Origin of the sequence: Pseudomonas duriflava, from assembly GCF_007830155.1 — a bacterium.
Lineage (GTDB): Bacteria > Pseudomonadota > Gammaproteobacteria > Pseudomonadales > Pseudomonadaceae > Chryseomonas > Chryseomonas duriflava.
In genome coordinates, this window is the sequence record NZ_VLKY01000002.1 from 324,363 (window position 1) to 350,526 (window position 26,164).

Consider the following 26,164-nt stretch of genomic DNA (forward strand, 5'->3'; position numbering starts at 1 on the left):
CAAGGGTTCCGGAACGGATCCACCTGCGGAACGACCCGCAAAAGGGATAAGTCTACCGCAGCCGGACGTCTGGCCCAACGCGGCGATGTCGCATGATCTCGTATGGCGCCTATAATGACGACCAGTTTTCTTTCGCAACAGGTATTTCTAAATGAATCGTCCCAGTGGCCGCGCTGCCGATCAGTTACGCGAGATCCGCATCACCCGTCACTACACCAAGCATGCCGAAGGTTCGGTACTGGTGGAGTTCGGTGACACCAAGGTGATCTGTACGGTTAGCGTCGAAGCCGGCGTGCCGCGCTTCCTCAAAGGTAAAGGCCAAGGCTGGCTGACCGCCGAATACGGCATGCTGCCTCGCGCTACAGGCGACCGCACCCAGCGTGAAGCCTCTCGCGGCAAGCAGGGCGGCCGTACCCTGGAAATCCAGCGACTTATCGGCCGTTCACTGCGGGCGGCGGTGGACCTCACCAAGCTGGGCGAGAATACCCTCTATATCGACTGCGACGTGATCCAGGCCGATGGTGGTACGCGTACAGCGTCCGTGACTGGTGCTTACGTTGCCTTGGTAGATGCTCTGGCCGTGCTGAAAAAGCGCGGGCTCAAAGGCAATCCGTTGAAACAAATGGTCGCTGCGGTGTCCGTGGGCATTTACCAGAACACGCCGGTACTTGATCTAGATTACCTGGAAGACTCGACGGCCGAAACGGACCTGAACGTCATCATGACCGACGCCGGTGGCTTTATTGAAGTCCAGGGCACCGCAGAAGGCGCGCCCTTCCAGCCCGAGGAATTCAATGAGATGCTGGCCCTGGCCCAGAAAGGCATCCGCGATCTGTTCGAACTGCAAAAAGCCGCATTGGCTGACTGACCTACGAGGCTGCGATGAACGAACTACAGGAAATCCCCGGTCCAGACGCACGTCGTTGGGCAATGCTTTGCCATTACTCCGCGTTCCTGTGGTTTGTAGCCCCGATGATCGGTAACGTCATCGGGCCTCTGGTGGTCTGGCAATTCAAGCGTGAGTCCGACCCTTTTATCGAAGATCAAGGCAAGGAAGCGCTGAACTTTCAGATCACCATTACCGTTGCGACGGTAATTTGCTGGATATTGGCCTGGGTTCTGATCGGTTTTCCGCTCATGGTCCTGGTCGGTGTCTGGGCATTCGTGCTGACGATCATCGCCGGCCTCAAGGCCAACCAGGGGCGGCCGTATCGCTACCCCTTCTGCTGGCGGCCAATCAGTTAGGCCAACAGGCATTAAAAAACCGGCTTAATGCCGGTTTTTTAATGCCCATCAGATGCTCAGTGTCCAATCGTAATCGATCATCAACGGCGCATGCTGGGAGAAGCGTGGTTGACGCGGCAGACGCGCCGAGCGCACGAAACGGCGCAGCCCCGGCGTCAGAATCTGATAGTCGAAGCGCCAGCCCAGGTTCAGATGCTCGGCCTGTTCACTGTCCGGCCACCAGCTGAACTGATCACCGTCACGGCTGATCTCGCGCAGGGCATCCACATACCCCATGTTGCCGATGACCTCGTCCAACCAGGCGCGCTCCGGCGCCAGGAAGCCCGGCATCTGCTGGCACTCGCGCCAGTTTTTCACGTCGATCTTCTGATGTGCGACATAGAGCGAGCCGCAATAAATATACTCGCGGCGCTTGCGGCGCTGCTTGTTCAGATAGCTGGTGAAATCGTCCATGAACTTGAACTTATGGTTCAGTTCCTCATCACCGCCCATCCCGGAAGGGAGAAGCAGCGTGGCGATGCTCACCTTGTCAAAGTCAGCTTGCAGGTAGCGTCCGTAACGATCTGCCGACTCAAAGCCCAGGCCGCTGATAACGGCTTTTGGTTGAAGTCTGCTATACAACGCGACACCGCCCTGGCTGGGTACCTCGGCGTCACAGGCATAGAGGAAGTAGCCATCCAGCTGATAGGACGGGTCTTCCAGATCGAAGGCGGAGGCGCGGGTGTCCTGCAAGCAGATCACGTCGGCATTCTGGGCTTGTAGCCAGTTGAGCAGACCTCGCTCAACGGCACCCTGAATACCATTCACGTTCATACTGATGATCCGCATAAATGGCCCCCAAAAATTCGTGGATGTATGATACCCGAGCTCAAACGGTTTAGCTAAATTCATGCCGCCCGGGACTATTGCAATGCAGGCGTATCAACGCAATTTCATTCGTTTCGCTATCGAGCGCGGAGTTCTGCGCTTCGGTGAATTCACTCTAAAATCCGGACGTGTCAGTCCGTATTTTTTCAACGCAGGTCTCTTCAACAGCGGCAACGCTCTGGCCCAGCTAGGACGCTTCTACGCCGCTGCGGTCACAGATTCCGCTCTGAATTTTGACGTTTTGTTCGGCCCTGCCTACAAGGGTATCCCCTTGGCAGCAGCTACTGCCGTTGCATTGGCAGAAGAGCACGACCGCGACTTGCCATGGTGCTTCAACCGTAAGGAAGCCAAGGACCATGGTGAGGGCGGTACGCTGGTAGGTGCGCCCTTGACGGGCCGGGTGCTGATTATTGATGACGTGATCACTGCCGGGACCGCCATTCGGGAAGTGATGCAGATTATTCAAACGCAGGGCGCTACACCCGCTGGCGTGCTGATTGCATTGAATCGTCAGGAACGCGGTAAAGGCGAATTATCGGCCATCCAGGAAGTCGAGCGTGATTTCGGGATGCCGGTTGTCAGTATCGTCGCGCTGGACCAGGTATTGGAGTATCTCGCAGAAGATAGCGAGCTGAAGCGCCATTTGCCTGCCGTCGAGGCCTATCGCGCCAATTACGGCATTTGAACTGACGCATCGAGCGACAAGGTGGCAGGAATGGGAGTAAAGGTTGCGCTGAGCAGCGCACTGATCATGCTGGCAGGAGCAACCTTGGCAGCAGAGCCTGCTGCTATCCAGCTGTACCGGTATGTGGACCGCAACGGCGTGACGGTCATTGACCGCCAGGGCGTGCCGCCGGAGTATGCCGGGAAAGGCTACGATATTCTCAGTGAGCAGGGTCGCGTGATTAAAATCGTGCCCCCTGCCCCACCTGCCGAGGAGCTTCACCGACGCGCTGCAGCCCGGCTGCAGGCCCAGGCCGATGCCAAACTGCTCAGGCTCTACAGCAGCGTGGCCGATGTGGACCGCGCCAGGCAACGCAAGCTCAGCGAGCTTGACGGTCTCGCAGCGATCAAGCGCAGCAACTTGCAGTCCTTGGACCAGCAACGCGCTACGCTCATGGCGCAAGCCGCTGAGCATCAGCGGGCCGGACGCACCGTACCCGACGATCTGCTCCAGCGCATCGATGCACTTCGTGCCGAAGAAAGCCGTTTGAATAGCGAGCTGGAACGGTATGCGAAGGAGCGGCAAGAAACCGAGGCTAGCTACCAGGCCGACCGTGAACGGCTCGTCCAGCTATTGGGGAAATAAAAAACGGGGCTTTAGCCCCGTTTTTTATTACTACCGCTTGCAGTTGCTGATCAAAGTACCGACGCCGATGTCGGTGAAGATCTCCAGCAAAACGGCATTAGGTACGCGGCCATCAATAATATGAGCGCTTTGTACGCCGCCTTGTACCGCTTCCAGGGCACAACGGATCTTGGGCAGCATACCGCCATAAATAGTGCCGTCTGCGATTAGCGCGTTGACCTGCTCAGTGGTCAATCCGGTCAAAACCTGACCTTGTTTGTCCATCAGACCAGCAATATTTGTGAGCAACATCAACTTTTCAGCTTTTAAAGCCTCAGCCACCTTACCTGCGACAAGATCAGCATTGATGTTATAGGACTCACCCTCCGCGCCCACTCCAATCGGTGCGATAACAGGAATGAAATCACCCGATACCAGCATATTCAACAGCTCGGTATTCACACCGCTGACCTCGCCGACCTGACCGATATCGATGATTTCCGGCTTGGTCATTTCAGGCGTCTGGCGGGTTACGGTGAGCTTGGTCGCCCGGATCAGGTTCGCATCTTTACCGGTCAGGCCAATGGCACGGCCGCCGTGGCGGTTGATCAGGTTGACGATGTCCTTGTTAACCTGACCGCCCAGTACCATTTCCACCACATCCATGGTCTGGCTGTCGGTAACGCGCATACCATCGATAAAGTTGCTCTCGATGCTGAGCCGCTTGAGCAGGTCGCCAATCTGCGGGCCGCCCCCATGCACTACGACCGGGTTGATGCCCACGGCCTTCATCAGCACGATGTCACGGGCAAAGCCGGCTTTTAGCTCATCACTTTCCATGGCGTTGCCGCCGTACTTGATGACCAGTGTCTTGCCGACGAAACGGCGGATATAAGGTAGCGCCTCGGATAATACCTCGGCGACATGGGACGCATCTTCACGGCTCAGGGTCATGGCGTACTCCTTGATTCGGTCAATGAATAAAGGGCGCCTGAGCGCCCTTTATCATGCTGTTCCGGATGATTAGAACGGCAGGTTCAGATCAGGTTTGACGGCCAGTAGTTGCTTGCGGAACACATCCTTGATGCGCTCCAGTTCCTCGACCGTTTCCCCTTCGAAGCGCAGCACCAACACCGGTGTGGTATTGGAGGCCCGTACCAGGCCCCAGCCCGCGTGATAATCAACGCGTACGCCGTCCAGGGTCGTGACCTGCGCATCGCCCCACTGGGCATCGCGCTGCAGGGCGTCGATGATGCCGAACTTGCTCTCTTCGGTCACCTGAATATTGATTTCCGGCGTGGAGATATCGACCGGGAAGGTATCGAATACTGCCTGGGCAGTACCCTTTTCCTGGCTCAGGATCTCAAGCAGGCGTACGGCGCTATAGATGCCGTCATCAAACCCGAACCAGCGTTCCTTGAAGAACACGTGACCGCTCATTTCGCCTGCCAGCAGAGCGCCGGTTTCCTTCATCTTTTTCTTGATCAAGGAGTGGCCGGTCTTCCACATGATGGGACGGCCGCCGTAACCGGCGATCAGGTTGTTCAGGCGGCGGGTGCACTTGACGTCAAAGATGATATCGGCGCCCGGATTGCGAGAAACCACATCCTTGGCAAACAGCATCAGCAACTGGTCGGGATAGATGATATTACCTTCGTTGGTAACGACACCCACGCGGTCGCCGTCGCCATCAAAGGCCAGGCCCAGATCAGCGCCGGTCTCCTTGACCTTGGCGATCAGGTCTTCCAGATTCTCAGGCTTGCCCGGATCCGGATGGTGGTTCGGGAAGTTGCCGTCAACATCACAGAACAACGGAATCACGGTGCAGCCCAGGGCCTCGATCAGCTTGGGCGCGATAACACCTGCTACACCATTGCCGCAGTCGACCACGACCTTCATTTTTTTCGCCAGGGCGATGTCGCTACGGATCTGCTCGAAATAGCGATCCAGTACGTCTACCTTTTCGATAGTACCCTGGCCCGAGGCTACGTTACCGGTCTCGATGCGCTCGCGCAGACCCTGGATGCTTTCATTGGCCAGGGTTTCGCCAGCGATAACGATTTTGAAGCCGTTGTAATCTGGCGGGTTATGGCTACCGGTCAGCATTACACCGGATTTGCCAGCCAAGACATTGGCCGCGTAATACAGCACAGGCGTGGGCACCATGCCGATGTCGCTGACGTTCGCGCCTGTGTCAGCGATACCCTTGATCAATTGCTCGACCAGTTCGGGACCAGACAGACGACCGTCACGGCCGACAGCCACGTTGGGCTCGTTACGGGCCAGGCTCTCGGAGCCAATGGCGCGCCCGATCCAGTAGGCGGTTTCGGCAGTCAGGGAGTCACCCACCACACCACGGATGTCGTAGGCGCGGAAGATGCTGGTGTTTAAAGTCGGGGCTTGAACGGTGGTGCTCATTAGGGGTTTCTCCAATCCCAGGAGATCCTGGTCTTCGTCGAGGATATCGATATCGAGTATGTCGTCACTGCTTTGAAACATCGGTTCCGCGTACGGGCCGTTGCCTTGCCTGGCCAACGTCGTAACGGTTGCCTCAACGGGCTCCGTGACCGAAAGATCAGTTTCGGCCGGTTTCGACTGCGGCTCGACCAGTGCCTGTGCCAGAGGTTCCAATTCTGGAATCCTTAAAGCAGGCCGTTGGGCCACAAGACCCTTAACAAGTTCCTGGCTAAACACGATGAGACTGCGTACGTCGTCACGAAGTATACGTTTGAAACGGTGCTGGTAGAGGCGCAAGCCTAGGAAAGACCCCGCCAGACTCATTATGAGTGCCACTAGCCACGGCAAAAGAGGCAGGTCAGTAAGTGCCGTCTCGACCGGTGCCAGTTGTACTGTCCAAAGCGGATTGATGGTAGGAAAACCCTGAGCCGCCCCCTCACCGGCCTGACCGCCTTCTGCAAGGCGCTGAGGTGCGGCCTGGCTGAAGCGCTGCACCAACTGCCAATGCCCGGCTTCGGCTGGGGCAGCCATCAGTCCGCTTGTTAGCGGTTGCAGATCCTGCACCAGCAGGACGTTGCCTAGCACAGGGCCTTCTTTAACCGCTCGGACCGGAGCCGCGACATACACCAGCCATTTTTGGTCAATGCGATAGGCTTCAGGGGGCGCTGGCTGGCCCAATTCGGCCCGCCGGAGCAGATCAAGCGCAGCGAAATTGAGAGGGCCTGGACGATTTTCGTCAGGCTGGTTGGTACTGGCGCGTACCAGATGCGCATCGACCAAGCCACCGTGCTTGAGAATCTGCTCAGCCGAAAGCCGTAGCTCTTCATTAGACTGGCCCAGCGCCTGGATCACCATCGGCTCTGCGGCCGTTGCCTGTGCGCGGGCATCCAGCTGGCGCACGGCCTGGCTCACCATAGCGGCCTGTGCTTGCCCCCAGGCCTGTCGCTGATGTGCATGGATATCCTCCCTGAGCGGAACGAATACCAAGAGCCATAGCAGGGCCAGAGCGAGGAAGGCGACTATCAGGGCCAGCGCCAGGCTGGGTAATAGCGATACAGGGACGGTTTGGGCAGGCCGGGCAGCCTGGGCGGTACGTTTGGCGCGTTTCATTACGGCTCCTCGACATCGATCCCTGAAAGCTTAGCGCGTGTTCATAATCTGCTTGCAGGTAGCCAGGAACGCCTGGAGCGGCGGTGTATGGCCCGGCGCTGCCTCTATGCAATCGCCAGGCCAGCAGACTGTCTAGCGGGTTCCGGAGTGGCCAAACCCGCCCGAGCCGCGTTGGGTTTCTTCGAATTCGTCGACCAGTTCGAAATGAGCTTGTACCACGGGAACAAGCATAAGCTGGGCAATGCGCTCACCTACCGTAATAGTGAAAGCAGTCTGCCCACGGTTCCAGCAGGACACCATCAGCTCACCCTGATAATCCGAATCGATCAGGCCGACCAGATTACCCAGGACAATGCCATGTTTATGGCCCAGCCCCGAACGCGGCAAGACCAGTGCGGCGAGCCCTGGATCAGCGATATAAATGGACAGGCCGGTAGGAATCAAAACAGTCTGGCCGGGTTCGAGCGTGACGTCTTCCTTGAGCATGGCACGCAGGTCAAGACCAGCAGAGCCGGACGTAGCGTAGGTTGGCAGCGGAAAATCGGTACCAAGGCGAGGATCGAGAATTTTGGCTTGAAGGCTATGCATGAGTTGTGTGCTTGAGTCGGTCGGCAATAAAAGCGATCAGCTGACGGGCAATCTTGCCCTTGCTGGTCTGGGCGAAACGGGTTTCCTGCAACGTGCGGTCGATAACACTGACGGCATTGTCTTCACTGTTGAAGCCAATGGCCGGGTTGGCGACATCGTTAGCAACGATGAGGTCGAGGTTTTTGTCCATCAGCTTGCGGGAGGCATAATCGAGCAAGTGCTCGGTTTCTGCCGCGAACCCTACGCTGAACGGACGATCAGGTCGGTGAGCCAGTGTAGCCAGGATGTCCGGGTTGCGGACCATCTGCAGCAACAGCCCTTCTCCGCTGGCAGGATCTTTCTTGAGCTTTTGCGGGGCAATTACTTCCGGACGGTAATCCGCCACTGCGGCCGAAGCGATGAGGATATCGCACGGCATAGCAGCCTCGCAGGCCACCAGCATGTCACGGGCACTGACCACATCGACACGGGATACGCGATCCGGTGTTGGCAGGTGTACCGGGCCAGTTACCAGCGTAACGCGCGCGCCCGCTTCGACGGCGGCTTCGGCCAGGGCAAAGCCCATCTTGCCGGAGCTATGGTTAGTGATGTAGCGCACCGGGTCGATGTTTTCTTGAGTTGGCCCCGCTGTGATCAGGACGTGCTGCCCGGTCAGGCTGTGCCACTCAAAGCACTCCGCTGCCCGCTGGGCCAGATCATCTGGTTCCAGCATGCGTCCCATGCCTACATCACCGCAGGCCTGGCTGCCCGATGCCGGGCCAAAAATCTTCAGGCCGCGGCCACGCAACAGCTCGGTATTGGCCTGAGTCGCCGGGTCGCGCCACATGGCTTGATTCATAGCCGGCGCCAGCGCTACGGGGGCGTCAGTGGCCAGCACAAGCGTAGTCAGAAGATCGTCCGCGACGCCTTGGGCCAAGCGAGCCATCAGATCAGCTGTCGCCGGGGCAATGAGCACCAGATCGGCCCAGCGGGCCAATTCAATATGTCCCATGGCCGCCTCGGCCGCAGGATCCAGCAGGTCGAGGTGTACCGGATGGCCGGATAGCGCCTGGAGGGTGAGAGGCGTAATGAATTCGCGACCGCCCTGGGTCATGACAACCCGGACTTCCGCACCACAGGTACGCAAGCGTCGCACCAGCTCGGCGCTCTTGTATGCGGCGATTCCGCCGCCGACGCCAAGCACGATGCGTTTACGATGAAGCCGTTGCATTGAGCCTGCCTTATGTTGAGCCTGACCAGCCACAAGGCCGGTGACAGGGCTTTTTTATGACGGAGATCGCGTCTGTGCGAACGGTAACTGATCGGCCGCTCGCCAGGCAAAAAGTGCGGCTAAGATAGCACAGCACCTGCACAGGAACAGCGGGTAGCCTCGACAAGGAGTGTTCATGAGTATTCGTGATTGGCCCGCCCAGGAGCGGCCCCGTGAGAAGTTACTGGATCAAGGGGCCGCCGCCCTGACCGATGCCGAGCTGCTGGCCATTTTCCTGCGTACCGGCGTTGCCGGTAAGAGCGCAGTGGATCTGGCCCGTCACCTCCTGCAAGAATTTGGCAGCTTGCGCACCTTACTGGAGGCGGATCTTACGTCTTTCAGCCAGCACCTCGGCCTTGGGCCGGCCAAGTTCACCCAGCTGCAAGCCGTGTTGGAAATGGGCCGCCGGCATCTGGCGGAGCGTTTACGGCGCGACTCTGCCCTGGAGAACCCACAAGCCGTTAAAGACTATCTCAAAGCACACCTGCGCCATGAACCCCATGAGATCTTCGGATGCCTGTTCTTGGACTCCAAACATCGAGTCCTTGCCTTTGAGGCCTTGTTTCACGGCACCATCGATGGTGCCAGCGTTTATCCGCGTCAGGTGGTCAAGCGTGCCTTGGCTCATAACGCTGCAGCCTTGATCCTTACACACAATCACCCTTCCGGAATAGCCGAGCCAAGCCAGGCCGACCGGGTACTTACGCATCGCCTGAAGGAGGCGCTTGCACTGATCGATGTACGCGTGCTCGACCATTTCATCGTAGGTGAAGGCGAGCCGCTATCCATGGCGGAATACGGGTGGTTATAAGCTCCTGGCCGTGTGGTGAAGCGCCTAAGCGTAGCGCTTGGCGACGCTTCACCCTTGGATGGCTTACCGGTTAACGCTGACTTTCGAGAAGTCCTGTCGGCCAAAGGGATTGGCCTGATACCCCTCGACGCCTTGACGAGTAAGGACCGAGACAGTGGGGTGCGCCAGAGGCAACCACAAAGCCTGGTCATGAATGATCTGCTGGGCAGTGTGGTAGTGCTTGATACGCGCCGCCTGATCAGCCACAGCCTTGCCGTCCCGGATGGCAGCATCCAGTGTCTCATCGCAGAAACGCGCAAAGTTAAGACCGGACTTGACCGAAGCACAGGCAAACTGCGGCGTCAGGTAATTATCCGGATCGCCATTATCACCTGCCCAGCCCATGAACAGCAGATCATGCTCGCCGGCCTTGGCACGACGAATCAGCTCGCCCCACTCGATAACCCGAACGTCAGCCTTGACGCCAATCTTTGCTAGATCCGCCTGCAGCATTTGAGCGCCCAGGCTTGGGTTGGGATTCAACAGGCTGCCGCTCGGACGGGTCCAGATCGTGGTACTAAAACCGTCTTTAAAACCTGCTTCCGCCAACAATGCCTTGGCTTTTTCCGGGTCGTATGGATACGCCGCGATGTCTTTGGCATACCCCCAGGTAGTGGGTGGATAGACGCCATCAGCCGGTACGGCGCTGTTTTCAAACACGGCTTTCACATAATTCTTTTTATCAAAGGCCATATTGATGGCCTGCCGTACCTTCGTGTTATCCAGCGGCGGATGCTCTGTATTGATCCCGACGAAAGCGGTCATGAACGCAGGGGTCTGTACAACCTTCAACGTATCGTCCTGTTGAGCATCAGTAACATCCTGTGGCTTGGGCGACAGAGCAATCTGACACTCGCCGCGCTTGAGCCGCTGCAGGCGTACTGCCGCATCCGGCGTAATGGCATAGATCAAGCCATCCACGTTGGGCTTGCCAGCAAAATAGTTGGCATTGGCGTCATAACGAACCACCGCGTCCTTCTGAAAACGCTTGAATACGAAAGGCCCTGTACCGATAGGCTTGCTGTTGAGCTGCTCGGTCTTGCCGGCCTTGAGCAACTGATCGGCGTACTCAGCCGAATAGATCGAGGCAAAGCCCATGCTCAAGGTGGGCAGGAACGTGGCATCGCGGCGATTCAAGGTAATTCTCACCTGATTGCCGTTAACCTTTTCCACTGACTTGATCAGGTCCGGCCACTGCATGGATTGAGCGTGGGGATAGCCGCTGCGCGCTACGCTATGCCAGGGATGCCTGGGATCAAGCATCCGTTCGAAGCTGAACACTACGTCATCGGCATTCAACGAGCGGCTGGGCTTGAAGTACTCCGTTTGATGAAATTTCACATCGGGCCGCAGCGTAAACGTGTAAGTAAGGCCGTCCGAAGAGACCTCCCAGCGCTCGGCCAGACTCGGAACCAGCTCACCGCGCGTCGGATCGAACTCCACCAGGCGGTTCATAAGTACATCCGCTGACGCATTGGTCGTGGTCAACGCGTTATACTGGACCACGTCAAACCCATCCGGGCTGGCTTCGGTGCAGACGCTCAGGGTAGCGGCCTGCGCCAACAGCGGCGCAAAAAGAAGTGGCAAAGCAGCAAAGCGCATCGGGAACTCCTTCTGTAGAGTAGATGGCCGTCCATGGAGCTCATGGCGCCCAAAGGTCTAAGCTAGACCACTGGGCAGCTCATCACAATGCAAAATCACGACGAATGGTACGCTTCTCTGTGGGAGCATAGCTCCAGCGCAGTATTTACAGGGTCTCACTTGGTCGTTATGACTAAGCCGCTCCTTGATACGGCGATGCTCTTCTGGTATAAAACAGCGCTCTTTTTTCGGGGTATGGCTCTGCGAGTCTTGCAGAAAAGCCGACAAAGCCCCGACTAAACTGAATTTTCAAGCGATTCAAGCGGCCAACCCATGCCGGGTTTGGCATGTGGTTTATGAGGGCTGAGGCATGTCGAGAGTCTGTCAAGTAACCGGTAAGGGTCCGGTTACGGGAAACAACGTTTCCCACGCAAACAACAAAACCCGTCGTCGTTTCCTGCCGAACCTGCACTACCATCGTTTCTGGGTTGAGTCCGAGAAGCGTTTTGTACGTCTGCGGATTTCTGCCAAGGGCATGCGCATCATCGACAAGCGCGGTATTGATACCGTACTGTCCGAGCTTCGCGCTCGCGGCGAAAAATTCTAAGGAGTTGCATCATGCGTGAATTGATCCGTTTGGTGTCCAGTGCCGGTACCGGTCACTTCTACACCACCGACAAGAACAAGCGCACCAAGCCCGAAAAGATCGAAATCAAAAAGTTCGATCCGGTCGTGCGTAAGCACGTGATGTACAAGGAAGCCAAGATCAAGTAATTGATCCGCTCCTTGTGACCGCTTCGGCGGAATCACGGCACAAAAAAACCCAGCCTTGCGCTGGGTTTTTGTTTTACCGCTACTAAAAGCAGTTAGCTGTTACCAGAAGCCCTAGTTCTTGGGCTGGTAAGCACAGTAGCCGGGTCGTGGGCCGACTTGTGGATGATTGCGGCAGGTATCCGGGCGTTTATCGTAGATCGAGCACAGACGGCTCTTACGGTCCAGGTATAAGCAGTCGTTATTGGCCAGCCGAGTCAACGTAAACAAGCCGCTCTTTTGATTGAAGTGCTCGATGATGCCTTCTTTCTTTAGTCGCTTGGCAATGTTCTTGGGCGGCTCGCCGGCCTCGAACTCATCAACAACACCGATGCGGATAAGATCCTTGATACGGACCTCGGCAGGCATCGTGCAGCAGGTTGCTACACAGCCGCTACATAGCCCCTTGTAATACTTGGCCCAGGTATCGAGACGATCAATCTCGGCAGCGGCAACGAGCTGTGGCTTTTTCATTTTCAGGCGGATACAGGAAATGGGGCGCGGATAATAGCGGGCCCGGCGCGTTATTGCTTGCCTGATGGTCGACTCGGGCAGGCGATCCGTCGCCTTACAGCCAGTCCGATAGAATGCTTACATAGAAACCCTGCGCTGCTTGTTGCGCGACAGGCGTTCCTGCTTGCATCAGTTACCTTTCTTAATGGCGGCGCGACTTCAGCAGCGCTCTGACAGCAAGCCCACCCACAACGGCCAGCGCTGTGCTCGTCACAGGGTGCTGGGTCGCTTTGGTATAAAGGCTATGGTGCAACTTGGGACCCGGCGTGGAACCACTGATACGGCCATAGGAGCCCGGATTATGGTCGGCCGAGTACATTTCCCCTTGCCGGTTACCATCAGGCCGGCCGCTCAGGATCTGTTTCGACAGGAATTTCTCACTCACCCAGTCGTACACCCGCGGGAAACTCTGCGCCATTTTAGTCATGCTTTTGGCCGCGCCAATGTAGACATCCCGCTGGGGATGGACTGCTGCATGCAGAATGGCCTCGGCCACAGCCTCAGGCGTATAGACTGGCGGCGGAAACATGGGGGCACTGGGTAGGTAGTTCTTGGCATGATCATTAAAGAGCGTGTCGGTCGAGGCGGGGCGAACCAAGGTCACCGAAACGGGAGCGTTGTCTTTATGCAGCTCGACGCGCAGCACATCAGTTACAGCCTTGATGGCGTGCTTGCTGGCGGAGTACATGGCATGAAACGGAATCGGGGCGGCCGACTCGGCGCTACCCACATTGATAATGGCACCGCCACGCTGGCGTAAGTGCGCAGCCGCCAGCTTCGAGCCGTAGACCGTTCCCCAGAAATTGGTTTCGAACAGACGACGATTGTCTTCGTCGGTTACCTCTTCGAACTTACCCCACACTGACGTGGCGGCATTATTGATCCACGTATCGAATCCGCCAAACGCCTCCATTGCCTTGTCGGCAATCTTCTGGACATTTTCCTGCTGACCCACATCGGCCACCACCGTGACAACAGTGCCTCCGGCATCCAGGTTACGCTGGATGTCCTGCAACGCCTCTTCATTACGGGCCGCCAATACCAAACGAGCACCCTGCTCGGCAGCCAGCTTGGCTGTAGCAAGGCCGATTCCACTGGACGCACCGGTAATAACGATCACTTGTTCATGGAGCGGCTTGAGCCTGATGTTCATCGTGACCTCCTTTTGTAAGGGAATAGATAACCCAGGCAACAGAAGTTGCAGTGGGCTTTCGAACATTCGCTACAGTAGAAAGACCGTTAGGACGAGAGGTTCCAGAACAATGACAGATGGTCGATAGATCAAGGCGTATCGGCGACGTTACAGGCTAAAAATAGCGCTTTTATATAACCTGAAGAACCGTCGCCGGTAGGCAGCTACGTGATGGCACCTACCTACTGCAGGCGCGGGTGGCGCTCAGTCATCCAGGAACGTGACCTGGCCACCTTCCAGAGACTGCACACGGGCCAAGGATTCCACCCGATATCCCTGTGATTCCAACTCCTGCCGACCGGCCTGGAACGACTTTTCAATCACGATTCCCAACCCAGCAATACTTGCACCGGCCTGCTTGATAATCGAAATCAAGGCCTGGGCCGCCTTACCATTGGCCAGGAAGTCATCAATAATCAGGACGTGATCCTGGGCAGAGAGATGCGTGGTGGAGATGGCGATTGTGCTTTCGACACGCTTGGTAAAGGAATACACCGTTGAAGTCAGCAGGTTATCCGTCAGGGTCAGCGACTGGTGCTTACGCGCAAAAATCACCGGTACTCCCATCTTCAACCCCGCCATTATGGCCGGTGCGATCCCCGAGGCTTCGATCGTAACGATCTTGGTAACGCCAGCATCGGCAAAACGCGACGCGAACTCATCGCCGATTTCGCTCATCAGCTGAGGATCAATCTGGTGATTCAGAAAGGCATCAACCTTCAAGACCTGATCGGAGAGTACTTGGCCTGCGGCCTGGATTTTCTGCTTGAGGCTGTCCACATAGGGCTCCTTAGGGAGAATCAGAGCATATAAGCTATCCGGGCCGCGCCTTTTACAGGCACAGCAGACGGTTGGCTCGATAAAAAGGACAAATTTTGCCGCATCTTGGGCAATACCGACATCGCAAGAGTAAAAAACTTTACGTCAGGTCAGGTTTTACCGCTGGACGGCTATGGGCCAGAGGCTGCTATAGCCTCTAGAGCTTGCATAAGCAACACAGGCCGTATAGAACGCTGCCTCTCAGCCTCCAGGTAAAACGCATGACGACCCCCTCCCCCTTGAACAGCCCTGACGGGCATATTCCGCTGCTGCTGATCCCGGGCCTGCTGTGCGACGCTGCCTTGTGGAAAGCCCAGGCGGAAGCACTGGCGGACATCGCCTCGGTTCAGATCGCTGACATTACGCAGGATGACTCCATCAGGGCAATGGCACGGCGGCTTCTGGCTGAAGCCCCTCCCCGCTTTGCCTTGGCTGGCCTTTCCATGGGCGGTTATGTCTCGTTCGAAATCATGCGGCAAGCCCCGGAGCGGGTCCTACGCCTGGCCCTGGTCGATACCATGGCAAGCCTGGACACACCCGAACGCAGGCAACAACGGATTGGCCTGCGGGCGCTGGCGGAGCGAGGCCGTTTCCTGGGTATTAGCCCACAACTGTTGCCAAACCTGATTCATGCGAGCCGGATCGGAACGCCTGCGGCCAATGAAGTACTCGCCATGGGCAAGCGGGTCGGCCGCGAAGCGTTTTTGCGCCAGCAACAGGCCATCATCAATCGTACTGATTCGCGCCCAACCCTGGCGGATATCCACGTACCCACCCTGATTGTTGTAGGCGCTGACGATAAGCTCACGCCGGTTGCCGAGGCGCAGGCCATGCACCGGGGCATTGCTGGTTCACGGCTGGAAATCCTGCCTACGTGCGGTCATCTGCCCCCGCTGGAGTTGCCGGAGCGCATGACCGCCCTGCTTAGGGACTGGTTTACCGGCACGCACGATTGATCAATAGCGATAACTAATGCCCAGATTGAGATAGTCCGCGCGGGCGCTGGTACTGACTCCGGCACTCGCCCCTTTGCCATGCACAGTGCCACGCGGGACAAGCGTATAGCTGCCGGTCAGCTCGAATCCATTATTGAAACGGTAGGTCGCACCCAGGCTGTAATGGTCATATTCCATTAACGGCGCCAGGGTTGCATAACTGGATTCGCTATCTGGGATGAGCGTGCTGGCAAAAGAAACCCCGCCTCGCACGGTCCAACGCTCGCTCCAGTCATAGGCCACGCCAGCGCGAAAGACATGCTGATCGCGCCAGCCAAAACCGGGCGCGCGACTGCTGCCGGGCGCTCCCCCTTCGGTAAGGCGATTACCGTAAGCCCTCTCGCTTGACCAGTCGATCCACAGGTAATCCGCCGCCAGGGTCAGCTGCGGAACGGGCTTATAGCTAAGGCCGATCCCGGCCTGTTGAGGTGCGTTGATACGCCCTTCAGGCAGTATCTGGGCGTAGTCGTCCATTTTTTCAAAGCGGATGGGACTCGCGTAGGTCAGGCCAAGGCGAACGCCCTTCGCCACTTCACCGATATAACCAAGGGCAAAACCCGCCCCATAGGCGTAATCGGCGCCGTGATAGGGATAACCGAAGCCTTCAAGCCCGGCAATATCCAGCCGCTCGATCGCCAGCCGCGGCGAAATGCCTAAGTAATGGCCGGGTCTGAACTGATAGGTCAAGGTAGGCGCCACGATGAGCTGAACGAAATCGGAGCGAAGATTTTTAGTGCCGAAAACAGGCTCGCCATAGTCCAGCCCGACCCCATTGCCAAAAACTGAGACACCCCAACTGAAGTCATCGTTGATGACCCGACTAAAGCCGCCGGTGGGTACCAGGATCACGGCGGTATCGGAATAATGCCTGGAGCCAACGGTCGTATCGACAGGGCCGCGCAGAACCGTCAGGTCAAAATCGACACGGTTGCCGACAAGCGCCATACCGGCAGGGTTGTTAGCCGAGGCGACGGCATCCTGCGGCAAGGCAATCGAAACACCACCCATACCTTGAGCTTGTGCCCCGTAGCCCGGCAGTTGCACACCGTTGTTGGCTAAAGTCTGGCCCGCACCCAGCATGGCAGCGCTTATGCCCAGAACATGCCAGATAGAAAAGGAAGAGCGTTCAGGAGAAAAAAGATGGCGCATGGAGCCCTCGTATTGTGCACTTCGCTGCTCATATGAAGGACCGACACGGCCTTTGTCAGCATCGCGATCAAACGACTCTCAGATACTTTGCAGCCGTAGACGTTCAGCCAAGCGCTGAAACTTCCAGCACGGCTCCTCTTCGAACATTTAGTTCACCTGGAGAATTGTGATGCCTACGAAACGCTCGACCTACGCTGCCGTACGCTTTGCCCTAAGTCTGGCTCCAGCCGTTTCCGCCTGGCCCGTATCCGCAAAACCCGACCGGCTATTTTTTACAGACGATGGCCGTATTCCCAACAGCCCTCTTCCCGTGCTCGTCTACCGAAACGTACCGCTCGATGGTAAGGACAAGGCTGCAGCCTTTGAAAGCCTGTTTGCAGCACACGACTGGCCTCCCCAATGGCGCGACGGCGTATTTGACTATCACCATTACCACTCCACAGCGCATGAAGCGCTGGGCGTAGCGTCGGGGCATGCTCGACTGATACTGGGCGGTGAAGCCGGTCAGGAAATAGCTGTCGAGGCGGGCGATGTGCTGATCCTGCCTGCCGGGACAGGCCACTGCCAGATCGAACAAAGCGAGAACTTCCTGGTAGTAGGCGCTTATCCGCTTGGCCAGGAAGATTATGATACCCAGCGCGCGCGCCCCGAGACGCATGATGCCTCGGTCGAGCGCATCCGGCGGGTGGCGCTGCCTGCGGCCGACCCTGTTACCGGGTGGTCGGGAGTTCTGCTTCAGGCGTGGCGCTAGGCATAAGGTCAGTCGAACACTTCGATAGTCATGTAGCGAAAACGTATTTCATCACCATGGTGTTGCAGGACCAGATGCCCCTGAGGAGCAAGACCAAAGTCTGGATTTTCCTTGAACTTGCTCTGGCTGATCGCTTGGCGCAGAGCGGTATTCTTGAGGTCATACGCCAGAACACAGCGATCGTTCAACCAGTGTTCGACAGCTGTACCCTGAACAACTAGGCGCCCGGACATAAAACGCTCTGGCTCGATGGGCGTTGCAGCAGTAGGTGCCTGTAGCGCATACAACGCACCATGGGTTGTAAGGGGATTTTCACCATCCGGGTGCCTAGCATTATCCAGCAGCTGCAACTCCGGGCCGCTCTGCCACGATTCCGGCCACTCCTCGCTCACCTGAAACAGCACACCGCCATTACCGCCAGCCGCCAGGCTGAATTCAAAGCGGAAGACAAAATTGCGGTAGGCCTCCCGTGAGATGAGGTCTACGCGAGGGGCCTGGGGGTTGGTGCACAACATGTCACCCATCCTGTTCCAACTATCGGCAGGAAAGGTTTCACCACGGTAGGCACGCCATTGATCGGCATCGAGTGGATACAGCATGGCCCTCTCCTTTCTAGAACAGACAGGCTTATTTTGACCGCCCTTCCCCGCTTCCGCTCCAAACCGCTGATCATCGCAGTTCACAACCGTTTATACCGCCTGTATGACTCAGGTAGTTGCTTGTTGGCTTCTCCAGCATATAGCGCAGAAGTACAGGCCAGGATTTAGTGATGACATAATGCCTCTACAGGTAAAGGCAGGTTAGGCAGAAATGAGCGAACTCTTAATCGAGGCACCTTTACAAAATACTGCTCTATACAGATTTAATATATTCACAGCCTCTCTCGCCTAGTCTCTCTTAATTAAAATAGCTGTGCATAACTATTAAATCTCAGTTTCATATTTTGCTCCTTGTGTATAACTATACAAACGGCTATTGGCTGCTTTCTCAAAAGTTATACAAGGACACTCTCTTGTGGATAAATCCCTGGAAGCAGCTTTTCTAGAGGAATACTCTGCTGCTGTGGATATCATTGAGAGAACATAAACACTTTATACGTTATCCACATTACCTCTGCTTTTCTGTTTATCCACAAGAGTAATCTGCGCTAGGTTCCTGCCACCTTGTGGTTATCTCTATTGATTCAATTGAAGCTGCGATAGCGCTTCGCAAAAGGGTCTTTGTATATATAGAGATTTCTTACAAGGCGAATAAAGCTTTAGGCCCAGTTAAGTGTTACGGCAGTAACCACCAGATAACGGCCTGCTTTGGCTAACCCTACCAGTAGAAGAAAGACCGGCAGTGGCTCACGCATGATACCGGCGATCATTGTTAGCGGATCGCCAATGATAGGCACCCAGCTCAACAACAATGACCAACGCCCATAACGCTGGTAACCACGCTGTGCCCGCTCCAGTTGACGGGCCGAAACGGGAAACCAGCGCCGCGTACGATAGTGCTCAATTGAGCGGCCTAACCCCCAATTCACCATCGAGCCCAGCGTATTACCAGTAATAGCCGCAATCAGCAGCCCGCCTGTTGAATAGCTGCCATTAAGCAGCAACACAGCCAAGGCGGCTTCTGATTGGGCAGGCAATAATGTGGCAGCCAGGAGTGAGACTAAAAACAGGCCCCCATAAGCTGCAAACGCTTCCACCCGCATGCCTCCTTAAAGAGCTTTAGCCATGGAAATAGGGCAAAGAGCGAAAAAATTGAGTTGTTTATTAGAGCGCTTTTCTTTCAAGAAACCAAAACGCCTGAGGGAAGCTAAGCCTTTATTACTTCAACTTGTAGAAGTCAAAAATGTCGCAAAATGCTGTCGCGTTATGAACATATAAATCAAGCAGGGTCCAAGCAAGGTCTATGCTCTGAGGGCAAAGTGCGAAGTAGCCTATGGCATGTACTAGCGGCTTAGGAAATAAAACATCTAGGGACTCCGGTTTATGAATACGCATCACCGTACTACCCACATCAATAATTTCGACTTTTTACGGCTGCTCGCTGCTTCGTTCGTGATCTTTGGTCATATGTATTGGCTGACGGGACGAGTAGCCGATGAGCCTTTTCTGCAACTAACCGGCCATTCGGACCTGGCTGATATTGGCGTGGATATCTTTTTCACGATCAGCGGCTTTCTTATTGCAGGCTCCTATCTTAGGACAAGCAGCCGGGCTCATTTCGTGATCAAGCGTGCCTTGCGTATCCTGCCGGGCCTGCTAGTGGCCACGCTATTCACTGTTTTCGTTGTCGGCGCGTTGGCAACCACGCTGCCTCTTACGGTCTATCTTTCCGATGAGCTGACCGCCACGTATCTTTTGAATGCGTTGCTATTAACACGCTACCTCTTACCCGGGGTATTCGCCGATAACCCCTATTCCCATATTGTCAACGGCTCACTATGGACATTGCCCTTCGAAGCACTGATGTATAGCAGCATTATGATTCTGGGCATGATCAAGCTATTAAAAAAGTATGCCGTAGTAGGAGTCTTCCTTCTGCTAGCCATAGGGCATTTCCTGGTGATCCCATCCCTGGAAACTGAAAGCCATACCTTGACCAAGCTGTTCCGCCTAGGACTCGACTTTTTCTCTGGCTCAGTTTTGTACCTTTATAAGGACAAAATCATCTGGAGTTGGCGAATTGCGCTGGGCTTAGGCCTGATCTCCCTAGCTACTCTGGGCCATGACGCTTGGTTCATTATCCACGCTTTGTCTATACCTTATATCGCCCTTTGCTTCGCCCAAGCGAAAACGCCTTACCTGTGTAATGCAGGCAGATACGGTGATTTTTCCTACGGGCTTTATATTTTCGGTTTTCCAATTCAGCAGTTGCTGGTGATGTGGTTGGGCGCACATACAAACATGGCGGTATTAATAGGACTCAGCTTTGCCCTTACTTTAGGTTTGGCCGCTTTATCTTGGCATTTTGTCGAAGCGCCAGCCATGAGACTCAAGACACGCTGGGCTGCGCCTGGGCTACCCGTCTCAGCTGGAACACGGAAAGTATCTTAACGTCCTCTGAAGTCAGCGTTTTTACTGGCGTTCTTTCTCAGGTATCAAAACATAGCTAAATAATAGCTATTACCAACCTTAGAAGCCGGTTTTTAACCAGAGGAAGACCTTATAGACGCCTCTACAAAAGGGCAGAGGGGAGAGGAAGGAGCAAGAGACCCGTCTGGATAAGTCAGGGGCAAAGCCAAGCGCCTTGCCCCTACAACATGACTAGTTAGCTGCGGCCGCCACCGTGGCTGTTCTGGCCACCTTTACGGCCGGCTTCAGACGCTTTTTCACGGTCATTAGCAAAGTTACCACCACTATTGTGGCCACCTTTCTTGCCTGCTTCGGACGCTTTCTCACGATCGTTCGCAAAATTGCCTGGGTTGTTATTAGCCATGGTCGTTCTCCTATGTTGGATAAGGACTGGACTGAGGTACAACATTCAGCTCAGCGAATAGGCAAACCAACAGGCCCGCCTTGGTTAACTATCGAAAGACTAATCAGCTGCTACGGCCACCGCCGTGGCTATGCTCGCCACCTTTCTTACCGGCTTCGGATGCTTTTTCACGATCATTGGCAAAGTTGCCGCCGCTGTTCTGGCCGCCTTTCTTGCCCGCTTCAGAGGCCTTTTCACGATCGTTAGCAAAGTTGCCTGGGTTGTTATTCTGAGTCATGTCTTACTCCTCATTGGATTGAGACTTACTGTTATAACGTTCAGTTGAGAAAGGGTTAAAACAACTGATTTACCCTTGTTGCCTATTAGCTGTTACGACCGCCGCCGTGGCTGTGCTCGCCACCTTTCTTACCGGCTTCGGATGCTTTTTCACGATCATTGGCAAAGTTGCCGCCGCTGTTCTGGCCACCTTTCTTGCCTGCTTCGGACGCTTTCTCACGATCGTTCGCAAAATTGCCTGGGTTACTATTCTGAGTCATGTCGTTCTCCTAATGGATAAGGACTTACTTGCGTTTTTTGGCTGTACAGCTTTCATCAGCCTTCATAGTTTCAGAGAGGCTTCCCAGTCGTGAGTTCCAGTTTTAGAGTCGCCCCGCTAAGGTGCAGACGAATGGTAGCAACGGAATTTTCGCAGCCCTATCATGAAGCGAAGCGGCTGATTTATAAGCGTTTTTATCGAGCACTCTTGATGCACCGAAGCTGATCACTTGCTTTCAAACGGCATCAGTACTGCTTTTTAACGAAGCGGATTGAATCAATCTCAAACAGTTTTTTGCTCCATATTTATGTGTACTTTTGCACATAAGAAAGAGGCCTGATTCAGGTGCGGCAGAAACCAGCTCTAAAGACGGTTAATCAATGGATTTAGTGTCTCTTGGGGTTGATCCTATTGGATAGGATCAACAGGAGCGCTTGATCAGGCAGTACCCACCTGTACGAAATCAACTCTGTTGAAACGGAATGAAACATTTTCCAAAGCGTCTTATGAAAGAGCTGGCATGGGCCAGTTACGAATGGATTCACCTCTTCAGAGCCAAGACCTCATGCAAATCATTTTGGTACGCCATGGCAAACCCGATCACGATGGCGCTTTATGGTGTACACCACGGGAAATGATGAGATGGGTTGAGGGCTATCAGACTGCTGACGTTATTTGTAAGAAGCTACCGACCGATTTGGTGCAGTTAGCCAGTACAGCCGGGGTGCTGGCCTGTAGTTCACTGTCACGCTGTATACAGTCACTTACTCATCTGGCAGGCGATCGGCCCTATGAATGCGACTCGGTATTTGCCGAAGCGCACCTGCCAGGCTTTGCTCTCGATTGGCCGCGCCTGCCCGTCAGGATCTGGCGGCTGTGCTTGCGTACAGCCTGGTTTCTTGGCCTTTCCGTCCATACCGAATCCGTAGCCGTCTCGAACAGGCGGGCCAAACAAGCAGCAGACCGGCTAATCGCTCTGGCCGCTACACATGGCTCGGTGCTGTTGATGGGACACGGGATTATGAACGTGCTGATCGCCCGTCACTTGAGAGCCGCCGGATGGGTAGGGCCGCGCCACTTGATTCTCAAGGATTTCTGGTATCCCTCGGTCTATACCAAGAGCGCATGAGCAAGGCCGCGGCTAGCTGGAATAGTGCGCTGTAGAGCGGCTTAAGGGGAAGCCGAATAGTGTGTCGATATGCTAAGTCGATAACGCTTTTTATCGAAACGGGCAGGGTGGTTTGACGTATCGTGCCGAGCCAGTCAGACGGGCATGTAACCCTGGTGTCGACATGCAACGTATGACCATCCCCATTCAGTAGAGCCATCCTGCCTATCATGCGTGTTGCTTGTACTTTTTCCCCTGAAAGCTCCTCCTGTCTTTTCTCTTTCAACGTCACCTTGAGCGCCTTGGTGCTGACAAGCCTGTTGCCCATAGCCGCCCAGGCCAGCGACGAAAGCCAGCTCGTCTCGATGATCAACCGGTATCGCGCAGCACCACAGATGTGTGACGGCAAACGTACCGGGCCATTGCAACCGTTGGCTTCCAGCAAACCGTTATCGCAGGTAAAGATCGGGGCCTGGACGCCCTTGCGCACGGCCTTGCAGGAGGTTGGTTACAACGCTGTACGCGTCAAGACAATAGACGTGCCTGCCTCTGACCCGGCCGCAGCCCTACGCTCGCTCCAGCGGAGCTATTGCCAGTCCTTGTTGAGTACACAGTATTCAAATATCGGCATATCACGGCGGGGCCGCTCCTGGCAGGTTGTACTGGCCCAGCCGATAGTGTCCGCCTCGCTGGCAGGCTGGCAAACAACCGGGCGGGAGATCCTGAAGCGGGTCAACGAGGCACGCGCCAAACCACGGACCTGCGGCGCCAAGCGCTTTGCCGCTGCACCGCCACTGCGCTGGAATGCCAAACTGGGCCAGGCGGCGTTTGCACATAGCCGCGAGATGGCCACGTTTAACTATTTCAGCCATACGGGGAAGGGAGGCAGCAAGGTCGGCGAGCGGGCACGGGAGGAAGGCTACCTCTGGCGCCGCATCGGCGAGAATATTTTTGCCGGATCCGGGTCGGCTCGCGAGGCGGTAGCGGGTTGGCTGGCCAGCCCAGGCCACTGCGCCAATATCATGGATCCTCATTACACCGACATGGGCGCCGCGTACGTGATGAATCCGAAAAGCACGAACGTGATCTACTGGACGCAAGTGTTCGGCGCACCGCGGTAAGGCATGCAAAAGGGCGGCGACCCATCAGCCATCACCGCATGTCGCCTGCCCTGGATAAGGTATGGCCCGGTGTGGTCGTAACTCTTGTAGCTTCCTGAGGCTGTAGTTTCCGATCATGACTATGACCAGCGCTTTTATCCGCACGTTACGTTCATATCTTTACCGAACCAGCCTGGCACTGCCTTTGGCTGGGCTGTTGCCTATAACAGCCCAGGCAGCAGATGCCAACCAACTCATTACGCTGATCAACGACTATCGCCAATCAGCGGAAACCTGCAACGGCCACCGCGTTTCGCCGGTCAGCCCGCTGGCACCCGATGATCGTCTGGCCCAGGTGAAGGCCGTCTCGGGTGAGCAATTCCAAGCAGCCTTGCAAAAGAGCGGGTATCTGGCCGCCACGGCGCAAGCGATCGGCCTGTCGGGCTCGTCTAACCCAACTCAAGTCATGGATACCATCCGGCAGCACTATTGCGGCACGTTGCTGAACCCGGCCTTTGCTGAAATTGGGGTGTCCTACACTGGCACTACCTGGCTGATTGTGCTGGCGCGGCCGCTTCTGTCAAAGGATCTTGGCGATTGGCAACAGGCCGGGCAGGTGATCTTGCGCGAGGTTAATGCAGCGCGTGCAGCGCCACGGTCCTGCGGCAACCAGGCCTTTACTGCTGCGCCACCGCTTACCTGGAACGCCACACTTGCACAGACGGCACTTGGCCATAGCCGGGATATGGCCAATCAGAATTATTTTAGCCATGCGGGCAGGGATGGCAGCCAGGTCAGTGATCGCGCCACGAGGGAAGGGTATCAGTGGAGCCGAATCGGCGAAAATATTGCGGCCGGACAGGGCACCGCACATAAAGCGGTGGCCGGCTGGCTGTCCAGCCCAGGCCATTGCGCCAACATCATGAATCCGCACTTCACCGAGATGGGAGCGGCGTATCACGTGAATGAGAAAAGCGATGCGGCAATTTATTGGACGCAAGTGTTCGGGACACCGCAATAAGGGAAACAAGATCGTATGGATTATGTGCTGCCCAACAGGCTTTTGCTTAACCGGCGCCTGTAGGGCAGTTGCGTGCCAGGAGATAGCCAAGGCGCAAGGTGTTTATTCACATTGCGCCCTACGAGGCTAACGGCTTACAGCACCATCGCCGCAGCCCAGCCGAAGACCAGGAGCGGCAGGTTATAGTGCAGGAAAGTAGGCACCACGGTATCCCAGATGTGGTTGTGCTGGCCGTCTACGTTGAGGCCAGCGGTTGGGCCAAGAGTAGAATCAGAGGCTGGCGAACCGGCATCGCCCAAGGCGCCAGCCGTGCCGATCAAACTGACGATAGCCAGCGGACTAAAGCCCAGTTGCACGCCTAACGGCACAAAGATAGCGGCAATGATGGGCACCGTAGAGAAAGACGAACCAATCCCCATGGTTACCAACAAACCGACCAGCAGCATCAGCAGAGCGCCTACCGCCTTGCTATTGCCGATCCAGGCCGCCGACGCGTCCACTAGGGTCTTTACCTGACCGGTTGCCTTCATCACCTCGGCGAAGCCGGCCGCGGTAATCATGATGAAGCCAATCATGGCCATCATCTTCATGCCCTCGGTGAACAAGTCGTCCGCTTCCTTCCAGCGCACCACACCCGAGACGGAAAAGATCACGAAACCGGCCAGCGCGCCGATGATCATCGAGTCCAGCCACAACTGCACGACAAACGCGGCAGCCACAGCTACGCCGGCCACCAGCAGGCTCAGCGGGTTATACCGGGTCTCAACATGTTCGGACTGCTCGATACGGGTCAGGTCGTATACGCGCTTGCGGCGATAACTAAAGAACACGGCGATCAGCAGACCACACAGCATGCCAAGGGCTGGAATTGCCATGGCATGGCTCACGTGAATACCGCTGACGTCCACGCCTGCACTGGCAACGTTGCCCAGCAGGATCTCGTTCAGAAAGATGCTGCCGAAGCCAACAGGCAGAAACATATAGGGTGTGATCAGGCCGAAGGTCATCACACAGGCCATCAGCCGGCGATCGATCTGCAGGCGTGTCAGCACATAGAGCAACGGCGGGATCAGAAGTGGAATAAAGGCGATATGGATCGGCAGGATATTCTGCGAGGCGATCGAAACGGCCAGGATCAGCCCCACCAGTATCCATTTGACGATACCGCCGCTCTGCGCTTCGCTACGACCCACCATGGCCAGCGCTTTGTCTGCCAGGGCATGCGCCAAGCCCGACTTGCTGATGGCAACCGCAAAGGCACCGAGCAGCGCATAAGACAACGCTACCGTCGCACCGCCGCCCAGGCCTGAGTTGAACGCCTTGAGCGTGCCATCCACACCTAGCCCACCCATCATTCCACCGGCCAGGGCACCGATGATCATCGCCACCACGACATGGACACGGCACAGGCTCAGCACCAGCATGAGCCCTACCGCTGCAACCACTGCATTCACTTGCTCTCTCCTATGGCAAAGACCGCACCCAAAAGGCGCGCACTTTGCCC

Annotated in this window: 28 protein-coding genes and 1 pseudogene; 13 read left to right on the plus strand and 16 right to left on the minus strand. The window is 56.1% G+C overall.

The window, feature by feature from the left end; genetic code table 11:
- Positions 1 to 151: 151 nt before the first annotated feature.
- Positions 152 to 868, plus strand: coding sequence for a ribonuclease PH (rph, locus tag IQ22_RS03935; protein WP_145138360.1), 717 nt, complete (start codon positions 152 to 154; stop codon positions 866 to 868).
- A gap of 14 nt (positions 869 to 882) precedes the next feature.
- Positions 883 to 1,245 (plus strand): DUF4870 domain-containing protein, encoded by a 363-nt coding sequence (locus tag IQ22_RS03940; RefSeq protein WP_145138363.1) that lies wholly within the window; start codon positions 883 to 885, stop codon positions 1,243 to 1,245.
- Between the two features lie 48 nt (positions 1,246 to 1,293).
- On the opposite strand, the gene IQ22_RS03945 is transcribed toward IQ22_RS03940, so the two are convergent.
- Positions 1,294 to 2,073 (minus strand): exodeoxyribonuclease III, encoded by a 780-nt coding sequence (locus IQ22_RS03945; protein WP_145138366.1) that lies wholly within the window; start codon positions 2,071 to 2,073, stop codon positions 1,294 to 1,296.
- A gap of 82 nt (positions 2,074 to 2,155) precedes the next feature.
- Here IQ22_RS03945 and pyrE point away from each other — a divergent pair, with 82 nt between their 5' ends.
- Together pyrE and IQ22_RS03955 are read left to right on the plus strand one after the other, a co-directional pair.
- Positions 2,156 to 2,797: an orotate phosphoribosyltransferase gene (gene pyrE, locus IQ22_RS03950; RefSeq protein WP_145138369.1), complete on the plus strand. Its 642-nt coding sequence runs from the start codon at positions 2,156 to 2,158 to the stop codon at positions 2,795 to 2,797.
- Between the two features lie 30 nt (positions 2,798 to 2,827).
- Positions 2,828 to 3,421, plus strand: a complete 594-nt coding sequence (locus IQ22_RS03955; RefSeq protein ID WP_145138372.1) for a DUF4124 domain-containing protein — start codon at positions 2,828 to 2,830, stop codon at positions 3,419 to 3,421.
- Positions 3,422 to 3,451: 30 nt separating this feature from the next.
- Here IQ22_RS03955 and argB read toward each other — a convergent pair whose 3' ends face one another.
- The 4 genes from argB to coaBC all read right to left on the minus strand — a co-directional run bounded on the left by argB (position 3,452) and on the right by coaBC (position 8,765).
- Positions 3,452 to 4,354, minus strand: a complete 903-nt coding sequence (gene argB / locus IQ22_RS03960; RefSeq protein ID WP_145138375.1) for an acetylglutamate kinase — start codon at positions 4,352 to 4,354, stop codon at positions 3,452 to 3,454.
- A gap of 69 nt (positions 4,355 to 4,423) precedes the next feature.
- Complete coding sequence (gene algC / locus IQ22_RS24025) at positions 4,424 to 5,818, minus strand: phosphomannomutase/phosphoglucomutase (protein ID WP_208733603.1); 1,395 nt, start codon at positions 5,816 to 5,818, stop codon at positions 4,424 to 4,426.
- 1,281 nt (positions 5,819 to 7,099) lie between these two features.
- The gene (dut, locus tag IQ22_RS03970; RefSeq protein WP_145138381.1) at positions 7,100 to 7,555 is read right to left on the minus strand and encodes a dUTP diphosphatase; all 456 of its coding nucleotides are present in this window, start codon (positions 7,553 to 7,555) and stop codon (positions 7,100 to 7,102) included.
- Positions 7,548 to 8,765 (minus strand): bifunctional phosphopantothenoylcysteine decarboxylase/phosphopantothenate--cysteine ligase CoaBC, encoded by a 1,218-nt coding sequence (gene coaBC / locus IQ22_RS03975; RefSeq protein ID WP_145138384.1) that lies wholly within the window; start codon positions 8,763 to 8,765, stop codon positions 7,548 to 7,550. The genes dut and coaBC overlap by 8 nt, the downstream gene beginning before the upstream one ends.
- A 175-nt stretch (positions 8,766 to 8,940) precedes the next feature.
- Between coaBC and radC the strand changes: the two genes are divergently transcribed.
- On the plus strand, positions 8,941 to 9,615 hold the full coding sequence (gene radC, locus IQ22_RS03980; protein WP_145138387.1) for a RadC family protein: 675 nt from the start codon (positions 8,941 to 8,943) through the stop codon (positions 9,613 to 9,615).
- 63 nt (positions 9,616 to 9,678) lie between these two features.
- Here radC and IQ22_RS03985 read toward each other — a convergent pair whose 3' ends face one another.
- Positions 9,679 to 11,256: an ABC transporter substrate-binding protein gene (locus IQ22_RS03985; protein WP_145138390.1), complete on the minus strand. Its 1,578-nt coding sequence runs from the start codon at positions 11,254 to 11,256 to the stop codon at positions 9,679 to 9,681.
- A 349-nt stretch (positions 11,257 to 11,605) separates the two neighbouring features.
- On the opposite strand from IQ22_RS03985, the gene rpmB reads away from it, so the two are divergent.
- Positions 11,606 to 11,842 carry a 50S ribosomal protein L28 gene (gene rpmB / locus IQ22_RS03990; RefSeq protein ID WP_145138392.1) on the plus strand — a complete coding sequence of 79 codons (237 nt, stop codon included), beginning with the start codon at positions 11,606 to 11,608 and terminating at the stop codon, positions 11,840 to 11,842.
- Positions 11,843 to 11,853: 11 nt separating this feature from the next.
- Entirely contained in the window at positions 11,854 to 12,009 is a 156-nt protein-coding gene (rpmG, locus tag IQ22_RS03995; RefSeq protein WP_010796459.1) for a 50S ribosomal protein L33, read from the plus strand.
- Between the two features lie 111 nt (positions 12,010 to 12,120).
- Here rpmG and IQ22_RS04000 read toward each other — a convergent pair whose 3' ends face one another.
- From IQ22_RS04000 to xpt, 3 genes are all read right to left on the minus strand, one after another.
- Complete coding sequence (locus tag IQ22_RS04000) at positions 12,121 to 12,519, minus strand: YkgJ family cysteine cluster protein (RefSeq protein WP_145138395.1); 399 nt, start codon at positions 12,517 to 12,519, stop codon at positions 12,121 to 12,123.
- Positions 12,520 to 12,700: 181 nt separating this feature from the next.
- Complete coding sequence (locus tag IQ22_RS04005; protein ID WP_145138397.1) at positions 12,701 to 13,711, minus strand: SDR family oxidoreductase; 1,011 nt, start codon at positions 13,709 to 13,711, stop codon at positions 12,701 to 12,703.
- A gap of 243 nt (positions 13,712 to 13,954) precedes the next feature.
- Complete coding sequence (gene xpt / locus IQ22_RS04010; protein ID WP_145138400.1) at positions 13,955 to 14,530, minus strand: xanthine phosphoribosyltransferase; 576 nt, start codon at positions 14,528 to 14,530, stop codon at positions 13,955 to 13,957.
- A gap of 260 nt (positions 14,531 to 14,790) precedes the next feature.
- Here xpt and IQ22_RS04015 point away from each other — a divergent pair, with 260 nt between their 5' ends.
- Positions 14,791 to 15,525 carry an alpha/beta fold hydrolase gene (locus IQ22_RS04015; RefSeq protein WP_145138403.1) on the plus strand — a complete coding sequence of 245 codons (735 nt, stop codon included), beginning with the start codon at positions 14,791 to 14,793 and terminating at the stop codon, positions 15,523 to 15,525.
- Here the strand turns inward: IQ22_RS04015 and IQ22_RS04020 are convergent, their stop codons facing one another.
- Positions 15,526 to 16,713 (minus strand): OmpP1/FadL family transporter, encoded by a 1,188-nt coding sequence (locus IQ22_RS04020; protein ID WP_145138407.1) that lies wholly within the window; start codon positions 16,711 to 16,713, stop codon positions 15,526 to 15,528. It abuts the gene before it with no gap.
- Between the two features lie 169 nt (positions 16,714 to 16,882).
- Between IQ22_RS04020 and IQ22_RS04025 the strand changes: the two genes are divergently transcribed.
- Complete coding sequence (locus tag IQ22_RS04025; RefSeq protein WP_145138410.1) at positions 16,883 to 17,464, plus strand: cupin domain-containing protein; 582 nt, start codon at positions 16,883 to 16,885, stop codon at positions 17,462 to 17,464.
- Between the two features lie 8 nt (positions 17,465 to 17,472).
- Here IQ22_RS04025 and IQ22_RS04030 read toward each other — a convergent pair whose 3' ends face one another.
- Together IQ22_RS04030 and IQ22_RS04035 are read right to left on the minus strand one after the other, a co-directional pair.
- Complete coding sequence (locus IQ22_RS04030) at positions 17,473 to 18,063, minus strand: 3-keto-disaccharide hydrolase (RefSeq protein ID WP_145138413.1); 591 nt, start codon at positions 18,061 to 18,063, stop codon at positions 17,473 to 17,475.
- A 659-nt stretch (positions 18,064 to 18,722) separates the two neighbouring features.
- Complete coding sequence (locus tag IQ22_RS04035; RefSeq protein ID WP_244308911.1) at positions 18,723 to 19,166, minus strand: YqaA family protein; 444 nt, start codon at positions 19,164 to 19,166, stop codon at positions 18,723 to 18,725.
- A gap of 280 nt (positions 19,167 to 19,446) precedes the next feature.
- Here IQ22_RS04035 and IQ22_RS04040 point away from each other — a divergent pair, with 280 nt between their 5' ends.
- Positions 19,447 to 20,514 carry an acyltransferase family protein gene (locus tag IQ22_RS04040; protein WP_145138417.1) on the plus strand — a complete coding sequence of 356 codons (1,068 nt, stop codon included), beginning with the start codon at positions 19,447 to 19,449 and terminating at the stop codon, positions 20,512 to 20,514.
- 214 nt (positions 20,515 to 20,728) lie between these two features.
- Here the strand turns inward: IQ22_RS04040 and IQ22_RS04045 are convergent.
- The 3 genes and pseudogenes from IQ22_RS04045 to IQ22_RS04055 all read right to left on the minus strand — a co-directional run.
- Positions 20,729 to 20,878: pseudogene (locus IQ22_RS04045) on the minus strand (con-10 family general stress protein); the annotation flags it as partial.
- Between the two features lie 121 nt (positions 20,879 to 20,999).
- Positions 21,000 to 21,173 carry a con-10 family general stress protein gene (locus IQ22_RS04050; RefSeq protein WP_145138423.1) on the minus strand — a complete coding sequence of 58 codons (174 nt, stop codon included), beginning with the start codon at positions 21,171 to 21,173 and terminating at the stop codon, positions 21,000 to 21,002.
- Positions 21,174 to 21,258: 85 nt separating this feature from the next.
- Complete coding sequence (locus IQ22_RS04055; RefSeq protein ID WP_145138425.1) at positions 21,259 to 21,432, minus strand: con-10 family general stress protein; 174 nt, start codon at positions 21,430 to 21,432, stop codon at positions 21,259 to 21,261.
- Between the two features lie 519 nt (positions 21,433 to 21,951).
- Here IQ22_RS04055 and IQ22_RS04060 point away from each other — a divergent pair.
- From IQ22_RS04060 to IQ22_RS04070, 3 genes are all read left to right on the plus strand, one after another.
- Positions 21,952 to 22,560 carry a histidine phosphatase family protein gene (locus IQ22_RS04060; protein ID WP_425298837.1) on the plus strand — a complete coding sequence of 203 codons (609 nt, stop codon included), beginning with the start codon at positions 21,952 to 21,954 and terminating at the stop codon, positions 22,558 to 22,560.
- Between the two features lie 209 nt (positions 22,561 to 22,769).
- Positions 22,770 to 23,660, plus strand: coding sequence for a CAP domain-containing protein (locus tag IQ22_RS04065; RefSeq protein WP_145138428.1), 891 nt, complete (start codon positions 22,770 to 22,772; stop codon positions 23,658 to 23,660).
- 115 nt (positions 23,661 to 23,775) lie between these two features.
- Positions 23,776 to 24,660 (plus strand): CAP domain-containing protein, encoded by an 885-nt coding sequence (locus IQ22_RS04070; protein ID WP_244308914.1) that lies wholly within the window; start codon positions 23,776 to 23,778, stop codon positions 24,658 to 24,660.
- A 134-nt stretch (positions 24,661 to 24,794) separates the two neighbouring features.
- Here IQ22_RS04070 and IQ22_RS04075 read toward each other — a convergent pair whose 3' ends face one another.
- Positions 24,795 to 26,114, minus strand: a complete 1,320-nt coding sequence (locus IQ22_RS04075) for a Na+/H+ antiporter family protein (protein ID WP_145138431.1) — start codon at positions 26,112 to 26,114, stop codon at positions 24,795 to 24,797.
- Positions 26,115 to 26,164 lie beyond the last annotated feature (50 nt).